The organism is Bacillus sp. FSL L8-0528 (assembly GCF_038593085.1).
Classification (GTDB): Bacteria; Bacillota; Bacilli; order Bacillales; family Bacillaceae; genus Bacillus; species Bacillus paralicheniformis.
Genome location: NZ_CP151961.1, coordinates 933,660 through 949,098, shown reverse-complemented (window position 1 = coordinate 949,098; position 15,439 = coordinate 933,660). Strand labels below are relative to the sequence as shown.

Here is a 15,439-nt window from a genome sequence, read left to right as displayed (position 1 = left end):
GCGCACCCAATGATTATAAATTGCGATGAAGCACATCGAGTATATGTTTCAAATCCGCCGCCTCAATTTGGCCAGGTGCGGATGCTTTTTTAGCTGCGCCGAACGTCACGGCCGAGCCAAATACCTCTCCGGCGAGCCGGCTGATCAAGCCTTTTCCGGCCATCGACATCGTGATAATCGGCCGCTTCGCATACCGCTCATGCATCATATGAGTCGCCTCAAGCAACACCAGCACATCTGCCGGTGTTTCAGGCATCACCGCGATCTTAGGGAAATCGGCGCCAAGATCCTGGGCTTTTCGGAGACGGGAAACGATCTCTTCCGCTCTCGGCGTCTTCCCGAAATCGTGGTTGGATATAATGACAAAGACATGCTGCATATGAGCCGCTTGAACCAGCTTTTCCACTTTATGCTCTTCATTGAACAGCTCGACATCAATCACATCTGCCAGCCCTGTTTTGACTACGGCATGATTCAAGGCAAAGTAAAATTCCTTACCGACTTCTTTTTCGCCGCCTTCCTCCGCGCTGCGAAATGTAAATATCAACGGGATATCCTTTAAGATCTCCCGGATGTCAGCCAATACCTCTTTCACTTTGTCAACGTCTTCGACATCCTCAAAAAAATCCGCCCGCCATTCGGCAAGATCCGGATTAATGGATAGAAGAAAAGCAGCTTCTTCTTTCAATTGTTCATGCGTTTTTCCGATGAGCGGCACGCAAATTTTCGGGGCTCCTTCTCCGATGGCCACCCCTCGTATCTTCACCGTATTCAACAACGGCCTCACTCCTGTTCTCTATATTACAAGGGTCTTTGCATTAACGGTACCGAAGATTGGCCGTAAGCACAAGCAGAAATTAAGAAAGAAGGCTAAACGCTTAAACCACTCATATACCAACATGAGATCACCTTTCGAAAGCTTGCTTATTTAAAAATGAATCTACTATTCCTTGCAGAATACGACTCATTTCTTCAGGAGTTTCCTTCCGGCCTCTCTCAAACCATTTTGAAAGGATGTTCCAAAAGCCCCCTGCGCTGAACGAAAGCCCGTACTCCAAATCGATTTTGCTTTTAAAATGAAAGGTTTCTTCTTTAAACTTTTTATGAAGATCCGGAAGTAGTTCATTATATTTCTCAACAACCAAATAAAACAATTGATTCTGATGAAGGGCTTGTAAAAAATCAGCATGTCGGCTCCAAAAGTTGAAGTATGCATGTCCAAGACTGGATAAGTCAATATGTTTTTCCTGAACAATGTAATTGGAATACTCACTGCAAAGCTGCTCAAAATAGCGGTCTAATATATCTTTTTTTGAATGGAAATGCCGATAAAATGTTCTTCTGTCAAGCTGCGCTTTTTCCGCTATCTCTGTAATGGTAATGTCTGAAAAGCTTTTTTCCTTCATAAGCTCCAACAATGATAGCGTCAGCCAGCTTTTAGATTGCTGAGCTGTTTTTGAGGGCATTTGCTTCATATTCTCGCTCCTGTCGCACTTTTTATGGCAATGTAGCACTTTTCGTTGGCTTATTGACTTTGTTCTCTATGAAATGTCACAATTGTGGCACATAAGAGGGGGAAAGTAAATGGAAAACATGCAATTTATCGCTTGGATGCTGCCGATCTTATTTATACTGCATGATTTTGAAGAGATGGTGATGGTCGAGGCATGGGGCAAAAGATATCGAAGCAAACTGAAACAACTGAAAAAAGCTTCATTCGGACATGCCAAAACCGCTTCTTTTGTTTGCGCTGTGCTCGAAGAATTTATTCTAGCTGTTGGTGTAACTGTCATCAGTATTTATTTTAATCAATATATCTTATGGTTTGGTTTCTTTTTTGCTTTTACTGTTCATTTCCTTGTTCACATCGTCCTATGGTTCACATTTAAACATTATGTACCCGGCATATTAACATCGATCTTTATGCTGCCACTTTGTTGCTATCTGCTGACCGTTGCCGCAGAGATAGAAAAATTCAGTTTTCCTGCAATGATCTTATCAGCCATATCCGGAACACTTATCGTCTTTTTTAACCTTAAGTTTCTGCATAATAAAATAGGAAGGATTCAAGAAAGGCTGGAAGCATATGGCCGCCCATGAAAAGCAGGCACTTACGGAAACCTCCGGCTCTTTGACTAGAAGCAAAGCAAACGACGAAGACCCGTCAGCCACGAAAAAACTGCCCTTCAAAAGAAAGGCAGTATGTTCTATAAATCATGGCACTGCTAACGATGATTCAATGTTCGTTTCAAAGCTTGTCTATCCGGCTGTTTAGACGAGACGCCTCAACTGCAGCAGCCGCTTGCACTTCAGCTTTCCAGCCTCTCATCGTTTTGATGATGGAGCATTTTCAGTTTTTCCAGGAGCGGCATTGAAAATCGAATTCGCCAGCAGCCGATATTGATGCTGCGGATGATCGTCATTGGTTAAATCGTTAGCGAAAACAGTTAAGTTCTTGTTGTGATCTTTATACGTAAAGGCCATTATCTTTCCTTTGGCAGCATCATGTCCCGGCCACCAGCCTGCCTTAAAGAAGTGATCTTCATCAGCAATCACCGCAAGCACTTTTGCCGTTTTAGGAACAGCGGTAATATAAGAACCAGTGACTGTGTAGAAGTATTCCTGTTTATTGTAAGGGGCTGTAATAGCATGATCTTGCATGACATTTGCCAAAAAGACGCCTTCGTATCTCTCCCATTCAGGACCTTTAAAAGAAAATCCGGGTACCCACTTCTGAACATTCGTCATCCCCATGTTTCCAAATGCAATGTAAGGCTTTCCTTTATTAACATATTTAGAAGAGTCGAACGTATTGACAAGCACATCTGCGCCCGCCTGTTCTGATGTGACGTTAAAGCCCAGATTTTTCAGTACATATGCCGCTTCACCCAATGCTCCTACAGTAGAAGCCTTGAGAACTTTGCCGCTTGGTTTCTTATGGCCGAATGCGCTCACATCAAGATAGTACTTGGAAGCCAATGTGGACAGGTCCTTATAGGCAACCGCGAAGTCGCCCGCTTGATAGCCTGATCCGCTCTTGGTGAGCATTGTAACGGTCTTGCCGGCTGCCAGTAACTCGTTGACCGCCTTTATCGCATCATTGTTTGTGTTTTGGATCAGCACATAAGCTGAGCGTTTTGGCATTTTAGTCCCCGGAAACGATACGGATGTGATGGGAGAAGTCTTGCCTTTGAACACCCCGGCATCGCGAATTACATAACGGTCAAAACCTCGCATATCATGGAAATTTTGAATCATCTCACCGGCTATCATTTCATAATCAGATACATCTATTCCATCATACAAGACCAAGTTCGCGAGGCCGTGGTTTGCCTGGTGCATGTTTACAATAAATGATCCTGCCGGATATGTTTTTCCGTTAACGGTTACCGCTTTTGTTGATCGTTCAACCTTTACGCCGTTGCGAAGAAAGTACTCAACCATCTTATAGGTTTCCAACACATTCTTTTGAATGTTTTTATCGACCGGGAGTACGTAATATTCCGGGAAGAAGTTTTGGTTGCCCTGCCGCGGACGGCCGATCTCTTCGTTTTTGGCGTTGACCAAGTAATGATCGACAGCGCGATCATCGATATTGTCTACCCCGCGCTCGAATATTTTTAATTGGTTCAGGAACAGTTCTTCTTTCTTTCCGGCTACATATTTTGCAGCTGCCGCAGAACTGTAATACAGAGCTTTGGTAGACTCTTCATTCGACTCGGGCGTTTCCAGCGTGTGCCCCATCGCACCGTGATACATGGCGAATGCAGCGGTATATGCTGCAGATGCATCATCCCATCCCGAAGCCGTGCCTTTTGACACATAATTCGGATCTTCCGCAGTTTTCCGATGTTCTTCATAAGGGATGTGATAGTAGTCGTACTTCGTATTTGCAATCCCGGCCTCCCCCATAGCCTTTGCCTGTTCCACCATGTGATCAATTAAAAGATCATACTCAACGTTCGGGTTATGAGGCGGAGTAGAGGGCTCAATCAGGAAATTGGAATCGAACCCGTGCATATCCAGAAAAGACAGCGGCGACCACTTCGCGATTTGTTCTGTTACGCTGCGCGTCTCAGGTTGGGTTTGATATGAATTATCCCGGTTCAAATCGAAATCCTCAGCATTGGAACGTGTCGTATGAACCCGGCCATCCGGATTGTCCGTATAAACGAACAGGAAGAAAACATGTTTCAATGCATCGTCTATATTCAACGTTGTCTTGCTTTTCTTGCCATTCGGCAGGACTGTATCATACGTTATGCTCTTATCCAATGCCATTGACTTAAAGTAATTCATGATCGCGTCGACTCCAGGCGCTTCATTCGGATGAATATTGTTCAGCCAGATCGGCACCTGATAGTCGCCAAATGCGCCGGATTTAATGTCGGCCTGCAATTTCTTCGGGTCATTCAGCATGGCAGGGTGAGTCACCTTCTGATACTTATCGACAGCGGCTTTATCTTTGGCAAGCACTGTCAAATAGATATCACGGCCTTCGACCGATTTACCGATGGAAGTCGTTTTGATATATCTGTTGTTTTTTTGCGCAGCTTTTGCTGTAACGGCATCGATCTCCGGCTTCAGCTCGTCGTAAGTGCGGAAGCTGTCATATGGCGTCAATTTTACGGGAGCATGGGCAACCACTCGTCCGTTCACTGTTGCCGCCAAATCATATGTGCCCATCAGAGACGCGTATAGCGGCCGCTGCAATCGCGGCTCTGACAGGTTGTCTGTATCGTATGGAAGATCGAAGTTGATGTTAGCATGAACTTTGCCGTTGGTTAATTTAACATGGCTAACAGTAATGAAAGGTGCACCGGTGTAATCACGGACCTTATATTTTTTCCATTGAGACAGCGGTTTGCCGTCATACGTCCAGTTTATGCTTTTCACGTCAACACCTTGCGGAAGCTTAAACGCAGCATGAAGCGTTCGTTTTTCTGTCATCGAAGCAACATTGTTGTCCAGTTTTAACTTCTGAGATTTTTTAGTCTTTGTTTTTGTCTGCTGACCGGACGCCGCCCCCTTGGCAGTCTGCGCCATAGCAACGCCGGGGGTTATCGCTCCAAGCAGCATCATAAGCGATAAAACCAATATTGTGAACGATTTTTTAAACATAGAAAAATGCCATCCCCATTTCGTGATTTTTTCAAATTGCAAATCTGATCAGAGAAAAGCCAATACAAGGATGAGGGGTTCTGGCTGCATTTCATTGATGGATAACAAGAGCCTGCCTCGCACTCTGATTCAGCATGCACTCATCCATTGTTCTCCGATATCTTCCGGAATTCCCGATAGGCTAAAAGCCTGAAGGAGCTGCCTCTCAGACGGTTCCTTCAGGCAACAATGTTGAAGACCGCCTATCTCAGTCTCGTCGGTCCCGTGACGGGTCCCAAGTTGCTGAATGCCCGGTCAAAGCGTCGCATCGCTGTCTCGAGCGGACCGGCAGGAAGCCGTGCAATCAGCCACCCTGTCACCGTCGCTGCGGCCGCGACAAACAGATCACCGAATGGAATTGCCCCGATATCATACTTGGCCCCTGAGATTTCAAGAGCCCATATGACAACAAACTGAGCTGCATACATCGTCAACGCTACACGTCCGACTCCCGCAAACGGCTTTAACACGGCAGCAGTCTTCCGCGGCACGAGACATACCAATCCAAGCACCAGAAAGGCAACCCCAAGCCCCAGCATCGTCTGGAAAGTTGACGCACTATGCGGAGCTATCGAAAGAAGATTGTGCCACAACGGCGGTGCCACGTTGTGCGGCCAGATTGCATACTGATCCGGCTCGGCGCCGGCGGTGCCTTGAACACTTACGAGCCACTCTTCAAAGGAACGACTCAGCCCTGGAAGAACGAAAGTGCCCAATAATTTAGAGACGATAAGCATGATTGCGCCGCTGCTTACTAGCGAAAGTGCGGTACGCAACTTGGTCAAATCGAAGCGCCCGATCGCCATACCGGCGACGAAAGCGGGTGCAAGTGCGAGCGCGGACATCGGGCCGCCTGCCATATCACCGAGTAAGTATGCTCCCGACAGGACGCTGCCTCCGAGAATCATCAGCGGCGGGCTCACCGCAAGCAAAACAGCTGCTGTTGTAACAAGCACACGTGTCGAACGACGAATCAGCACCAACGCCAGCACAAACAGTGCCGCATAAGCGGGCAAAATCACCCCGAACGGAGTATTCAGCATAATGAGTAGATATCCTATAATATCGATAAATACCGCGCGGGCAAGCATCCGCGTCCGAAATGCTGCCGGCTCCATTCCTCGACCCAACATGCGTCCGGCCATGATCGAATAGGAGATGCCGCCGCAAAGCACAAATAGAAGCGTCGTATTCCCGGAAACGATTGAACCGTTCGTTTCGTTCAAGGCGAAGTGCTGCAAATACATCCCGATGACCGCCAGCCCCCGAGCTGCATCGAGAGCCACAATACGCCCTGTCCCCCGCGCTTTTTCACGCACGATCTTCTGCCCTTCTGCTGAGTCCCGGGTGACAATTTCAACGAGCGCACCGTCCTGAAGCGGAGTTGATAAATCTACAAGCTTTCCGTTTAATTTGCCGGCAACCGCATTTTCCAGACCGCAGCTAATAGAAGCAGCAACATCCTCAATGCTTGCTTCCTCCTCAAATTCTCTGACAGACCCGTCAAGCAATTTAATGCTAATTGACAACTGTATTCCTCCTCAAAAAATTAATCCTTTACGTGTTCCATTGTTCCTTTGTCTATATTTGGATAAGATCTTGCTGTATTCAATATAGCGGGCGGATGTCGCTAAAGTTTGATCAACTTGTAAACAAAACGTAAAAAGGTGGATCGGAGGATTGGAACATATCATTGCATAAAGAAAAGCACCTTGCTGATGACAAGGCGCTTCATTTCACGTGCGATGAATGAAGAGTGAGAGTGCGGACAACAACAATTGATCATTGTGTTTATCGCGGCTTTCCGCTTTGTTGAGGAATAAACAAAAAAGAGCGTTGCTTCAAAAGGAACGCTCTTTCATCGTTTGGCAATACAGTGTTTAGCGATATCGGTGGGCGGGGTCAACCGACACTCCCGAAGGAACACGATTTTGAGTCGTGCCGATTCTATCGGAAAGCCCTAGCCCGCGGTATATTCGATATAATAAGCCATTACGGTCTAGCATAGCGTTAAATTCGCATTTTAGATATAACTATAGTACAGCATTCAAGTTACCAAGACGACTGAAATCATAAAAAAGACGGCTGTAATAGCCGCCCTCTTACTGTTGTATTTTTGTTTTATGAGCCCGCTCCTCTTGAGGCAAGTAATGTTACTGAGTCTGCTGTTTGGATACTTTCTGCGAGGAAGTCTGCTGCGCTGGTTAAAACGAGTCCAAGCGATGTAGTAAGGAAAGCAGTTACAATAAGTTTTTTCATTTAAAGAACCTCCTTTCCTGTTAGTTTACTTGATTTTATTGCTTTTTCCAAGAAGTATGTGGAATATTTGTAATTATTTAATGAGCTGTAGACGTTGGCCACATCCTCAGCAAGCGCCTCAATGTCTACGTAAGCCTCCCTCTCCTCGAGCATTTCGATAAACTCTTTTACTTGCGGTACACCCTCGAGGGGAGCACTATAGCATATATTTAGAATCGAGAATTTGAGCGAAAAGTTGATATTATTCGTTTTTTGAGCAAACTCAAAACCAAGATGAACCCACTTAAGCGCCTTATCAACCTCACCTATCTTATAAGTTGACCTAGCTGACTCGTATATGCATTGCATGTACATAATAGGCGCATTTTTTTCGATGTCATCCGTATTAAATGAGAGGTCGAAATACTTGAGTGCTTCTTCGTGTTTATCCTCTTGAATTTTTAAAAAGCCGAGATCATAGTAGACAGCCGCCAGCAGATGATTATCGCCCATCTTGATCAGTCTTTCTGCGCAACTCTTAAGCATATTTTCAGCTCTTGTTAAACGTCCGTCGTCTATATAATTGAGTGCGAGCAGCACCGTACAGTTTATCGACTGTGTCTTATATTCTTCATAAGCCCTATAAATGCTCTTCGCGATTGAAAGATGATGAAAAGAAAGTAGAGTTGTTTTCGTAAAATAATAGAGATTTCCAAGCTTATAATGAAATTCGGCCTTTTCGATTTCATCTTCGACATTATCGAGCTGCCGCTCGGCAACTCTAAAACAATTAAGCGCTTTAGAGTAGTTGCTCCTCGCACTTTCATACATTCCTTTAAAGAGAAAGTAATAGTATCTTAACAAACCGTCTGTCTTCGCCTTATCCTCAGCAATAGGCGGAAGCTGCGGCTCCCCCGCGACGTCTTCCATTAATACTCTGAACCTGTAATCAAGTAGATTAAAGTAAAGCAATACATCCTGATCTTCTTCCATTACGTTTAAAAGGCCTTTTATTCTGTCCCTAAGTTCTACGGCATTTGAGACATCTCTCTTTTTTATGTGAACATACCACTGATTGATGAGATTGGCTACGTTCACAGAGGCTACTGTTTTCATTGTCAAACCTCCCACACTTTACTGCCTCTATCGCTATGAGAACATTTTACAGAAAGTTACCAATCTTTGCAAAGGAATTTGTATAATTTACTTTTCATCCTATAAATGGATAATAAAAGGCTTGCCTATATAATTAACTGTGCGATTGCCGCCCGATGGAAGTTACGGCAAACTTATCTGTCCTTTTCTCAAATGTTTCTTATTTTAATGACAGACTCTCTATCGAGAGTAATAAACAGTGCGTCTGTCTCGACATACCCTCGGATAGAAATATACTTTTTAAGCTGCTTCTTCATTGTAGATGTAATCGATACCATTCTTTCTTGATTCCCTTTTGCATTTCTTATATGACTGATTCTTCTCTTCGATTTTACATATGTTAAATTTTAGGCTTGCGAACTCATTCTCCCGAATACCTGTCTTCAATAAAAGCAGCATCATTGAATAGTCTCGGTTACCTGTAAATGTTCTAAGATTCGGCTGGCTTAAAAGTTGCTTCTCTTATTGTCGACTGAATGTAGTGACGATCTGCTTCCGGTCTTTAAGGAGTTTTAGTCCTCCTCTGCGTATATATCCAATGATATACCACTGTATATGCTCCTGACGAGGGGTCGCCAGATATATTTTGCTCCTGTAAGCTGCACCTTATTAAGCCATTTCGATAATATCTCACGGTATGTTCCCACAGCTTCCGGAGCTTGCAGTCCTTAAGAAAAAATTCTTACGGACTCGTTCCAAGATAAGGAATAAATAAAAAGAGCGCTCCTTTTGTAAGGAACGCTCTTTCTTCGTTTGGCAATACGATGTTTAGTGATACCGGTGGTCGGGGTCGAACATACCCTTTAAACCATTGATTTATCAAGGTTTTTGTTTACCTTTGTGCAAAATTTGTGTAAAAAATTTTTCGGAGGTTTTTCTGTATTACAGACAGCCGTATATCGAATTTTTTTATAATAAAATCACCAACACAAAAGGGAAGAAGAAAATGAGTATCAACAAAATCAGATAATAAGAACTTACTTTCGTATAATTAGGAAAAAGCGTAGTGAGAAGAGCTGCTGAAAACCAACTATTTAACAAGCTGTTCAAACGAGTCTATGTAGAAACCCCCCCTCATTTGTTTTAAAATGTAAATGTTCGTTTTAAAACAAGAGGGGGATTTTTTTATGAAGAACTTTATTTTTTTATTATCCATTTTTCTTTTATCCTTCACTTTATCCGCGTGCAGCAGTGAAAATACGTCTTCTGAAGAAAAAGAGACAAAGAACGCTGAGAGTGAAGACAATAACATCCAAACAAATAACGTTGAGAGTAGCCAAATAGCATTTAATTTCAGCCTTGAAGAGTTTGCACAGGCATACAATGAAAAAGCTGAGGAAATTGAAAACGATGAAGAAATGAACTCTCCTATTCTCAATCGAATTATTTTTGATGATATTGGGGATTTTGAATATGACGAAAATAAAAATATCTATACAAGAGAGCTAATAAGTGAAAGTGATGACTCCGGTGGCAGTTTTACTTTGAATGCATGGTATGATAACGATCAAAATTTCAACGGTTTAAATTTATCCACTTTTGGCTCAGATAATATGGCATCCGATATGGGTCTCTTTAATACACTCGTAGTTTTTCAAATTTTAGGAATTGATATTGGACATCTAAATGACCTTTTAAAAAGCGATCAAGATATGTTGGATATAGAAGATGGGGATTACTCTGTCCATCTGGCCAAACTTCCAGATACAGCAGTAATAATAAAAATCGAACCGAGATAAACCCTTCTCTTAAAGAAGGGTTTTTAAAGGATTATTTTTCTTGTTGAAAACTGAACAAACGTTCCCTCATAATCACCTCAAGGAGATGAACACCATGAAAGATGACAACTTAAAAGATCGGGGATCAATCAAATGGACAGCTATGATGCTGCCGGAGCATGTCAGCCTGCTTCGCGAGTTAGAAAGCAACCAAAACAAAGTAAAAAGGCCGGTTCTTGACATGTCTCAGATCGAGGATATGGAAATGATCATAAACGAAGCAATGGAGTTTAATAATCCAGTTCAGTTTTCTGTATTTAAGCCGCTACCAATGCTTAACGGACCGGAAACCGGGGAGATCGTTCAAATAGAGGGCTATATCCATTACATAAATCAGCTGCACAAGCTGTTCCATGTTGTGGATTCAAAAGGAGACACTAACCTTATTAAATTAGAAGATATTGTTGACGTGGAAATGAAATAAACCCTTCTCGAAGAAAGAAGGGCTTTTAATCTTACTTTTTCTCGTTATTATTTTTGTCTGCCAAACGAATAACAGCAATACTTAGCAAAATCAAACCAACAAATAATCCAGTTTCATTTGTATTATAATTCATCCATTTAGCAACAACGAATTCTGCGATAAAAATAAGGATAGCAAATGAAACTAATAGCCTTTCAGTCATTAAATCACCCTATCTTTTATTACTGACGAATTGGTATCGGGCTAGGTTTATTAAACACAATCACAAAATAAATACCATATTTTCCCCCAGCAGACACTTTATCTATTAAAAATTTTTCGACCCATAATACACCAGCCACAGCACCAGCAATCACACTAACTTGCGGAATAGTTCTAAGAAGAGCTGTGATCCCTGCAATGGCGCCGCTCGCGGAACTAGCATCATCAACAATGTCCAATACTTTTTTTACTACACAAGAATTTAAAAAGAGAATGTTTCCTTTTCTCCCTGATATTCCGTGACACTTTTTCATAATATTAGCTTTTGCTTTTTGGACATCTGCAGAACTTGTTTTTACAAGTGTCTTTTTAGAGTTTTCCAAAAGAAATTGTTTAACAACAATCTTTTCTGTTGACTTTCCGGGATTCTTCGTTGTCTGTTCAAATAAATACTCTTTACCGTCATTGTCTTTTAGAATAAAAGTAGAACTGTTTTCCGTTTGTTTAAGGACCTCAATTGGTGACTTTTGTGAATCGCTTTGCGACTTCGCACTTGCAAAACCCGGTAATGTAAATCCTACAGCCATAGAGAATACAAGGAAAAAACTCAAAAACCTTTTCATTTTATACCTCCTAGAATTTGTATCTAATTCGAATTCTAGTTTAAATTACCAATATTGTATTTTCAATACAAAAATTGATGTTTAAGGTTATTTTAAGTTTTCTTGTATTTTCTTCGAACTTTCCACTCACACTATATCATGATTTGAAAATTATTGAATGAGATAAAAGAAATAGTGTATTTGTAACATTATATTCAAGAGTAAAAATTTATATGTATTGAAGGCATTAAAATAAAAGATCCCTTCTTTTTTCGAGAAGGCTTCTCATTATCTCTATACAATTGTATAGAGGTTATATAAAAAAATTCCCTCTCTTTGAAAAAAAGAGAGGGTTTTTGTCACTTCAATATAGGTTCAAGTTTCGCTTTCGTTTTCGCCCCATAAATGCCATCAGCAGACAGCCCGTGCATCAGTTGAACCGCCGTTCGCATCCCCTATTTTTGATCCGAAATAAACATCAATCTTATATCACCAAATAGGAATATAAACCCAAATCTAATGATTCATTTTCATGGATGAACAGGATTTATTCACCAATTCCTTTCCGTAAAGTGGTAACTCTATACTGATGGTAACCAAAAGGATTAGAGGAGAATGCCATGAAGACGCTGGATGTTCAGGCGTTACACAATGCAATTGATCAAACGCTGGAACAATTAAAACAACAATCAGACGAATTCGCTAAAGTCAAAAAAGCCGTTGAGGGCATCACATCACTTGATGATGCTTTAAAAGGAAAAGGCGGCGACGCGATCCGTGCATTTTACAAAGAATGCCACACCCCTTTTCTACAGTTCTATGATACTTTCATAGAGGAATACAGTTCCGCGCTGAAGAAAATGAAAAGCGCGCTGAATTCCTTGGAACCAAACCATAACGGATTTATTTCACAGTCCTTTCTCGAACACGAACTTGAGAATGGCTTAAATGCGGCTGATCGAACAACAAAACATTTAGTTTCTAAGACCAACGCCACGATCGCAAAAGTCAGCCATATCGTCGACTTACCAGATTTGAATGACAGCGGTTTTCATGAACAGAATCAGAAAGCGTTAAAGGAAATCAGCACGACTCTTGAAAAGCTGCACACTTTTGACCGCGAACAGACAAACGCGCTCAAAACGGCTGAAAACGACCTAGAAACGATGCAAAAATACATTTCAAGGCTCGAAAAGATGTATACCGGGCCAAAAATTGAAATCACCGGCTACCAAAAAGGTTCGATTTTAAAACCGGATGAGATGGATAACCTGAGTGGAAATCAAGAAACAGCGATGTGTGCCATGCTGAAAAAAGTCGGAGACAAAGAAGATGCGGACATTAACACTCTCGCCGATCCAGATCGATTAAAAAAATTGGCGACACAAGTGTCCAAAAAAGTGTATACTGACGAGGAATTAGAAAACCTGAGTGAAAAAGAATTAGAAAAACTTAAAAAGGTTTATAAATATGTGAATGGTCATAAATACTGTTATTATTTAGATGGTAAATATGTCGTCGGCATACAGCTGGTTGACGATCCTCCTGAAGAGGATAAAGAAGTAAGCGAGTTGGATAAATATGCAAGATTTGGATTGGAGCTCTTAGGTGAAAGTGACTTTGAACGAGCTGCATTGGGATATGATCCTGATTCATACAAAAAGCTTTCGTTCCTTGAGCGGTTGGAAGCCGCTGCTAATTTAACGCCTCCATTGAGGATTGTCAAATGGATTCGCAAGGGAGATAAGCTAGTAAAAGTTTCGAAGGTGGATAAAGGGGCTAAAACAGCTGGAGATGTTGGTAAGAGGACCGCTCCGGGTGCAACCAAAGAAAAAAACACTAAGCTGGAAAGTATAACAGGATATAAGTTTAAAAAAGGTATAGACTTGGATTTTAGAGGAACAGGTAAGACATATAAAGATGCATTAGATGAAACCTTTAAAAGAACCGGAGTACCTAAAAAAGAATTCAAAGTTACAAAATGGGGAAAAGATGAAAATGGGAAATCATTCCCTGTTGAATGGAGATCTAAAAATGGGGCAGAAGTTAATATAGATGTTGGCCATACCAAAAACGGCCCGGATGTTCCTCACACTGGATATCAAACCGCTGGGAAAAGAGGGGGCGGAGGAGCAATTAGAGGTCATATTTTAGTAGACTCAGTCCCTATAAACAGATAATTTTGGAGGAGTTAGTATGTGGGATCTTAAAGAACAAATTTTAACTGCCGCTAAGTCAGTTGACATTAAGGTAAATGAATTATCAACAAATGATACAGAAATCATATTTCATAATTTGGCTAATAAATACGCGAATGGGAAAAAGCATTTTCCGTTGTGGGAGTTTGTAGAGAACGATTTTTCTGTACAAAATCAAGATGCTTGGCAATGGATAGCCGATTATATTGCAGATTCTGAAGCAATTCTAATGTTTAACCCTTCTGATGAAAAATCTTCCTATAAAATTGATGGGGGGAATAATGTAGTAAAGATATTATCTGAAATGTTTAATGTCGAATTCTATGTCACTAATAAAAACAATGATTATTTATTAAGTTTTAACCATCACGATATACTAAGTGCATGTGGAAATGCAAAAGAATGGTTAAAACAGTATACCCCCCAGCAACAAGATTAAATATGTCAGTATGAATTGGCTCTCTGTGAAAAGAGGGCCTTTTTCATTACTTCAGTGACGGTTCAATTTAGCCTTCATTTTTGGCCCGTAAATCCCATCAGAAAACATCGTTCATCAGCTGGAATCGTTTGACCTCATTCGCCACACGGTTAATTTCTTCACCTTCTGTTGCATGCGCCTGATCTTCTCGTTCCTGTAGTAGGACGTGTATTCACGTATGACAACACCGCGGACACTTGATGTAATGCTGCCGCACCCCGTTGTCATGCTTCCTAACCTTCGAACATCCTTTGAAGCTTGGTTCCGTAGTGATCGTATACGAAGGTTTGATGTTTTGTTGCTAAAGCCTCCTGCCTTCCTTTTTATATGCACCTTAGGAAGGGTCGCCAAATTATTTTGCTTCTGTAAGAGTTTCTGCACCTTATTAAGCTCATTTTTCTATGGTGTGCTCTTGCAGATTCCAAAGCTCGCAGTCCTTAAGAAAAAATTCTTACGGACTCGTTCCAAGATAAGGAATAAATAAAAAGAGCGTTCCTTTTGTAAGGAACGCTCTTTCATCGTTTGGCAATACGATGATTAGTGATACCGGTGGTCGGGGTCGAACCGACACTCCCGAAGGAACACGATTTTGAGTCGTGCGCGTCTGCCAATTCCGCCACACCGGCATGTGTGTGATCAATGGTGCCGAGGGCCGGACTTGAACCGGCACGGTAGTCACCTACCGCAGGATTTTAAGTCCTGTGTGTCTGCCAATTCCACCACCCCGGCACGGGAAATAAGGCGACACCCGGATTCGAACCGGGGATAAAGGTTTTGCAGACCTCTGCCTTACCACTTGGCTATGCCGCCATCATTTAAGAATTGGAGCGGAAGACGGGATTCGAACCCGCGACCCCCACCTTGGCAAGGTGGTGTTCTACCACTGAACTACTTCCGCATTTTAACTAATATTCATCTTATCATATGCAGGATGATAAAGAAAGATGAAAACTGGGCTAGCTGGATTCGAACCAGCGCATGACGGAGTCAAAGTCCGTTGCCTTACCGCTTGGCTATAGCCCAATATTAAGGGCGATTGATGGGAATCGAACCCACGAGTGCCAGAGCCACAATCTGGTGCGTTAACCACTTCGCCACAACCGCCATAAATTGTGAATTAAAATTGGCAGGGGCAGTAGGAATCGAACCCACACCGGAGGTTTTGGAGACCTCTGTTCTACCGTTAAACTATGCCCCTAAAAACA

General features: G+C 42.2%; 13 protein-coding genes and 7 tRNA genes. 5 read left to right on the top strand and 15 right to left on the bottom strand.

The genetic code is table 11. The features are described 5' to 3' along the window. Window positions 1-13: 13 nt before the first annotated feature. Complete coding sequence (aroD, locus tag MHI30_RS04755; RefSeq protein WP_075755388.1) at window positions 14-778, bottom strand: type I 3-dehydroquinate dehydratase; 765 nt, start codon at window positions 776-778, stop codon at window positions 14-16. A gap of 127 nt (window positions 779-905) precedes the next feature. Then, window positions 906-1,475, bottom strand: a complete 570-nt coding sequence (locus tag MHI30_RS04750) for a TetR/AcrR family transcriptional regulator (RefSeq protein ID WP_075755386.1) — start codon at window positions 1,473-1,475, stop codon at window positions 906-908. A 109-nt stretch (window positions 1,476-1,584) separates the two neighbouring features. Between MHI30_RS04750 and MHI30_RS04745 the strand changes: the two genes are divergently transcribed. After that, window positions 1,585-2,100, top strand: a complete 516-nt coding sequence (locus MHI30_RS04745; protein ID WP_075755384.1) for an HXXEE domain-containing protein — start codon at window positions 1,585-1,587, stop codon at window positions 2,098-2,100. Between the two features lie 225 nt (window positions 2,101-2,325). On the opposite strand, the gene MHI30_RS04740 is transcribed toward MHI30_RS04745, so the two are convergent. From MHI30_RS04740 to MHI30_RS04725, 4 genes are all read right to left on the bottom strand, one after another. Beyond that, complete coding sequence (locus MHI30_RS04740; protein WP_075755380.1) at window positions 2,326-5,121, bottom strand: M14 family zinc carboxypeptidase; 2,796 nt, start codon at window positions 5,119-5,121, stop codon at window positions 2,326-2,328. Window positions 5,122-5,363: 242 nt separating this feature from the next. After that, entirely contained in the window at window positions 5,364-6,689 is a 1,326-nt protein-coding gene (locus MHI30_RS04735) for a TGS domain-containing protein (RefSeq protein WP_075755378.1), read from the bottom strand. 592 nt (window positions 6,690-7,281) lie between these two features. Beyond that, entirely contained in the window at window positions 7,282-7,419 is a 138-nt protein-coding gene (locus tag MHI30_RS04730; protein WP_167564596.1) for a hypothetical protein, read from the bottom strand. Then, on the bottom strand, window positions 7,420-8,514 hold the full coding sequence (locus tag MHI30_RS04725) for a RapH N-terminal domain-containing protein (RefSeq protein WP_075755376.1): 1,095 nt from the start codon (window positions 8,512-8,514) through the stop codon (window positions 7,420-7,422). Window positions 8,515-9,680: 1,166 nt separating this feature from the next. Between MHI30_RS04725 and MHI30_RS04720 the strand changes: the two genes are divergently transcribed. Together MHI30_RS04720 and MHI30_RS04715 are read left to right on the top strand one after the other, a co-directional pair. After that, the gene (locus tag MHI30_RS04720) at window positions 9,681-10,292 is read left to right on the top strand and encodes a hypothetical protein (protein WP_145699641.1); all 612 of its coding nucleotides are present in this window, start codon (window positions 9,681-9,683) and stop codon (window positions 10,290-10,292) included. Between the two features lie 94 nt (window positions 10,293-10,386). Beyond that, complete coding sequence (locus tag MHI30_RS04715) at window positions 10,387-10,755, top strand: YolD-like family protein (RefSeq protein WP_186447865.1); 369 nt, start codon at window positions 10,387-10,389, stop codon at window positions 10,753-10,755. A gap of 31 nt (window positions 10,756-10,786) precedes the next feature. Here the strand turns inward: MHI30_RS04715 and MHI30_RS04710 are convergent, their stop codons facing one another. Together MHI30_RS04710 and MHI30_RS04705 are read right to left on the bottom strand one after the other, a co-directional pair. Further along, window positions 10,787-10,957 (bottom strand): hypothetical protein, encoded by a 171-nt coding sequence (locus MHI30_RS04710; RefSeq protein WP_167564595.1) that lies wholly within the window; start codon window positions 10,955-10,957, stop codon window positions 10,787-10,789. A gap of 19 nt (window positions 10,958-10,976) precedes the next feature. Further along, the gene (locus MHI30_RS04705) at window positions 10,977-11,579 is read right to left on the bottom strand and encodes a hypothetical protein (protein ID WP_145699640.1); all 603 of its coding nucleotides are present in this window, start codon (window positions 11,577-11,579) and stop codon (window positions 10,977-10,979) included. Between the two features lie 599 nt (window positions 11,580-12,178). Between MHI30_RS04705 and MHI30_RS04700 the strand changes: the two genes are divergently transcribed. Beyond that, entirely contained in the window at window positions 12,179-13,738 is a 1,560-nt protein-coding gene (locus tag MHI30_RS04700) for a T7SS effector LXG polymorphic toxin (protein ID WP_145699639.1), read from the top strand. 16 nt (window positions 13,739-13,754) lie between these two features. Then, the gene (locus MHI30_RS04695) at window positions 13,755-14,195 is read left to right on the top strand and encodes a DUF6756 family protein (protein WP_145699638.1); all 441 of its coding nucleotides are present in this window, start codon (window positions 13,755-13,757) and stop codon (window positions 14,193-14,195) included. A gap of 583 nt (window positions 14,196-14,778) precedes the next feature. Here MHI30_RS04695 and MHI30_RS04690 read toward each other — a convergent pair. The 7 genes from MHI30_RS04690 to MHI30_RS04660 all read right to left on the bottom strand — a co-directional run bounded on the left by MHI30_RS04690 (window position 14,779) and on the right by MHI30_RS04660 (window position 15,432). Beyond that, window positions 14,779-14,860, bottom strand: a tRNA-Leu gene (locus MHI30_RS04690). 14 nt (window positions 14,861-14,874) lie between these two features. Beyond that, window positions 14,875-14,963 (bottom strand) — tRNA-Leu (locus MHI30_RS04685). Between the two features lie 10 nt (window positions 14,964-14,973). Next, window positions 14,974-15,044 (bottom strand) — tRNA-Cys (locus MHI30_RS04680). A gap of 13 nt (window positions 15,045-15,057) precedes the next feature. Beyond that, window positions 15,058-15,132: transfer RNA gene (locus MHI30_RS04675), tRNA-Gly, on the bottom strand. Between the two features lie 53 nt (window positions 15,133-15,185). Continuing rightward, window positions 15,186-15,257, bottom strand: a tRNA-Gln gene (locus MHI30_RS04670). A gap of 8 nt (window positions 15,258-15,265) precedes the next feature. Continuing rightward, window positions 15,266-15,338, bottom strand: a tRNA-His gene (locus MHI30_RS04665). Between the two features lie 20 nt (window positions 15,339-15,358). After that, window positions 15,359-15,432, bottom strand: a tRNA-Trp gene (locus MHI30_RS04660). Window positions 15,433-15,439 lie beyond the last annotated feature (7 nt).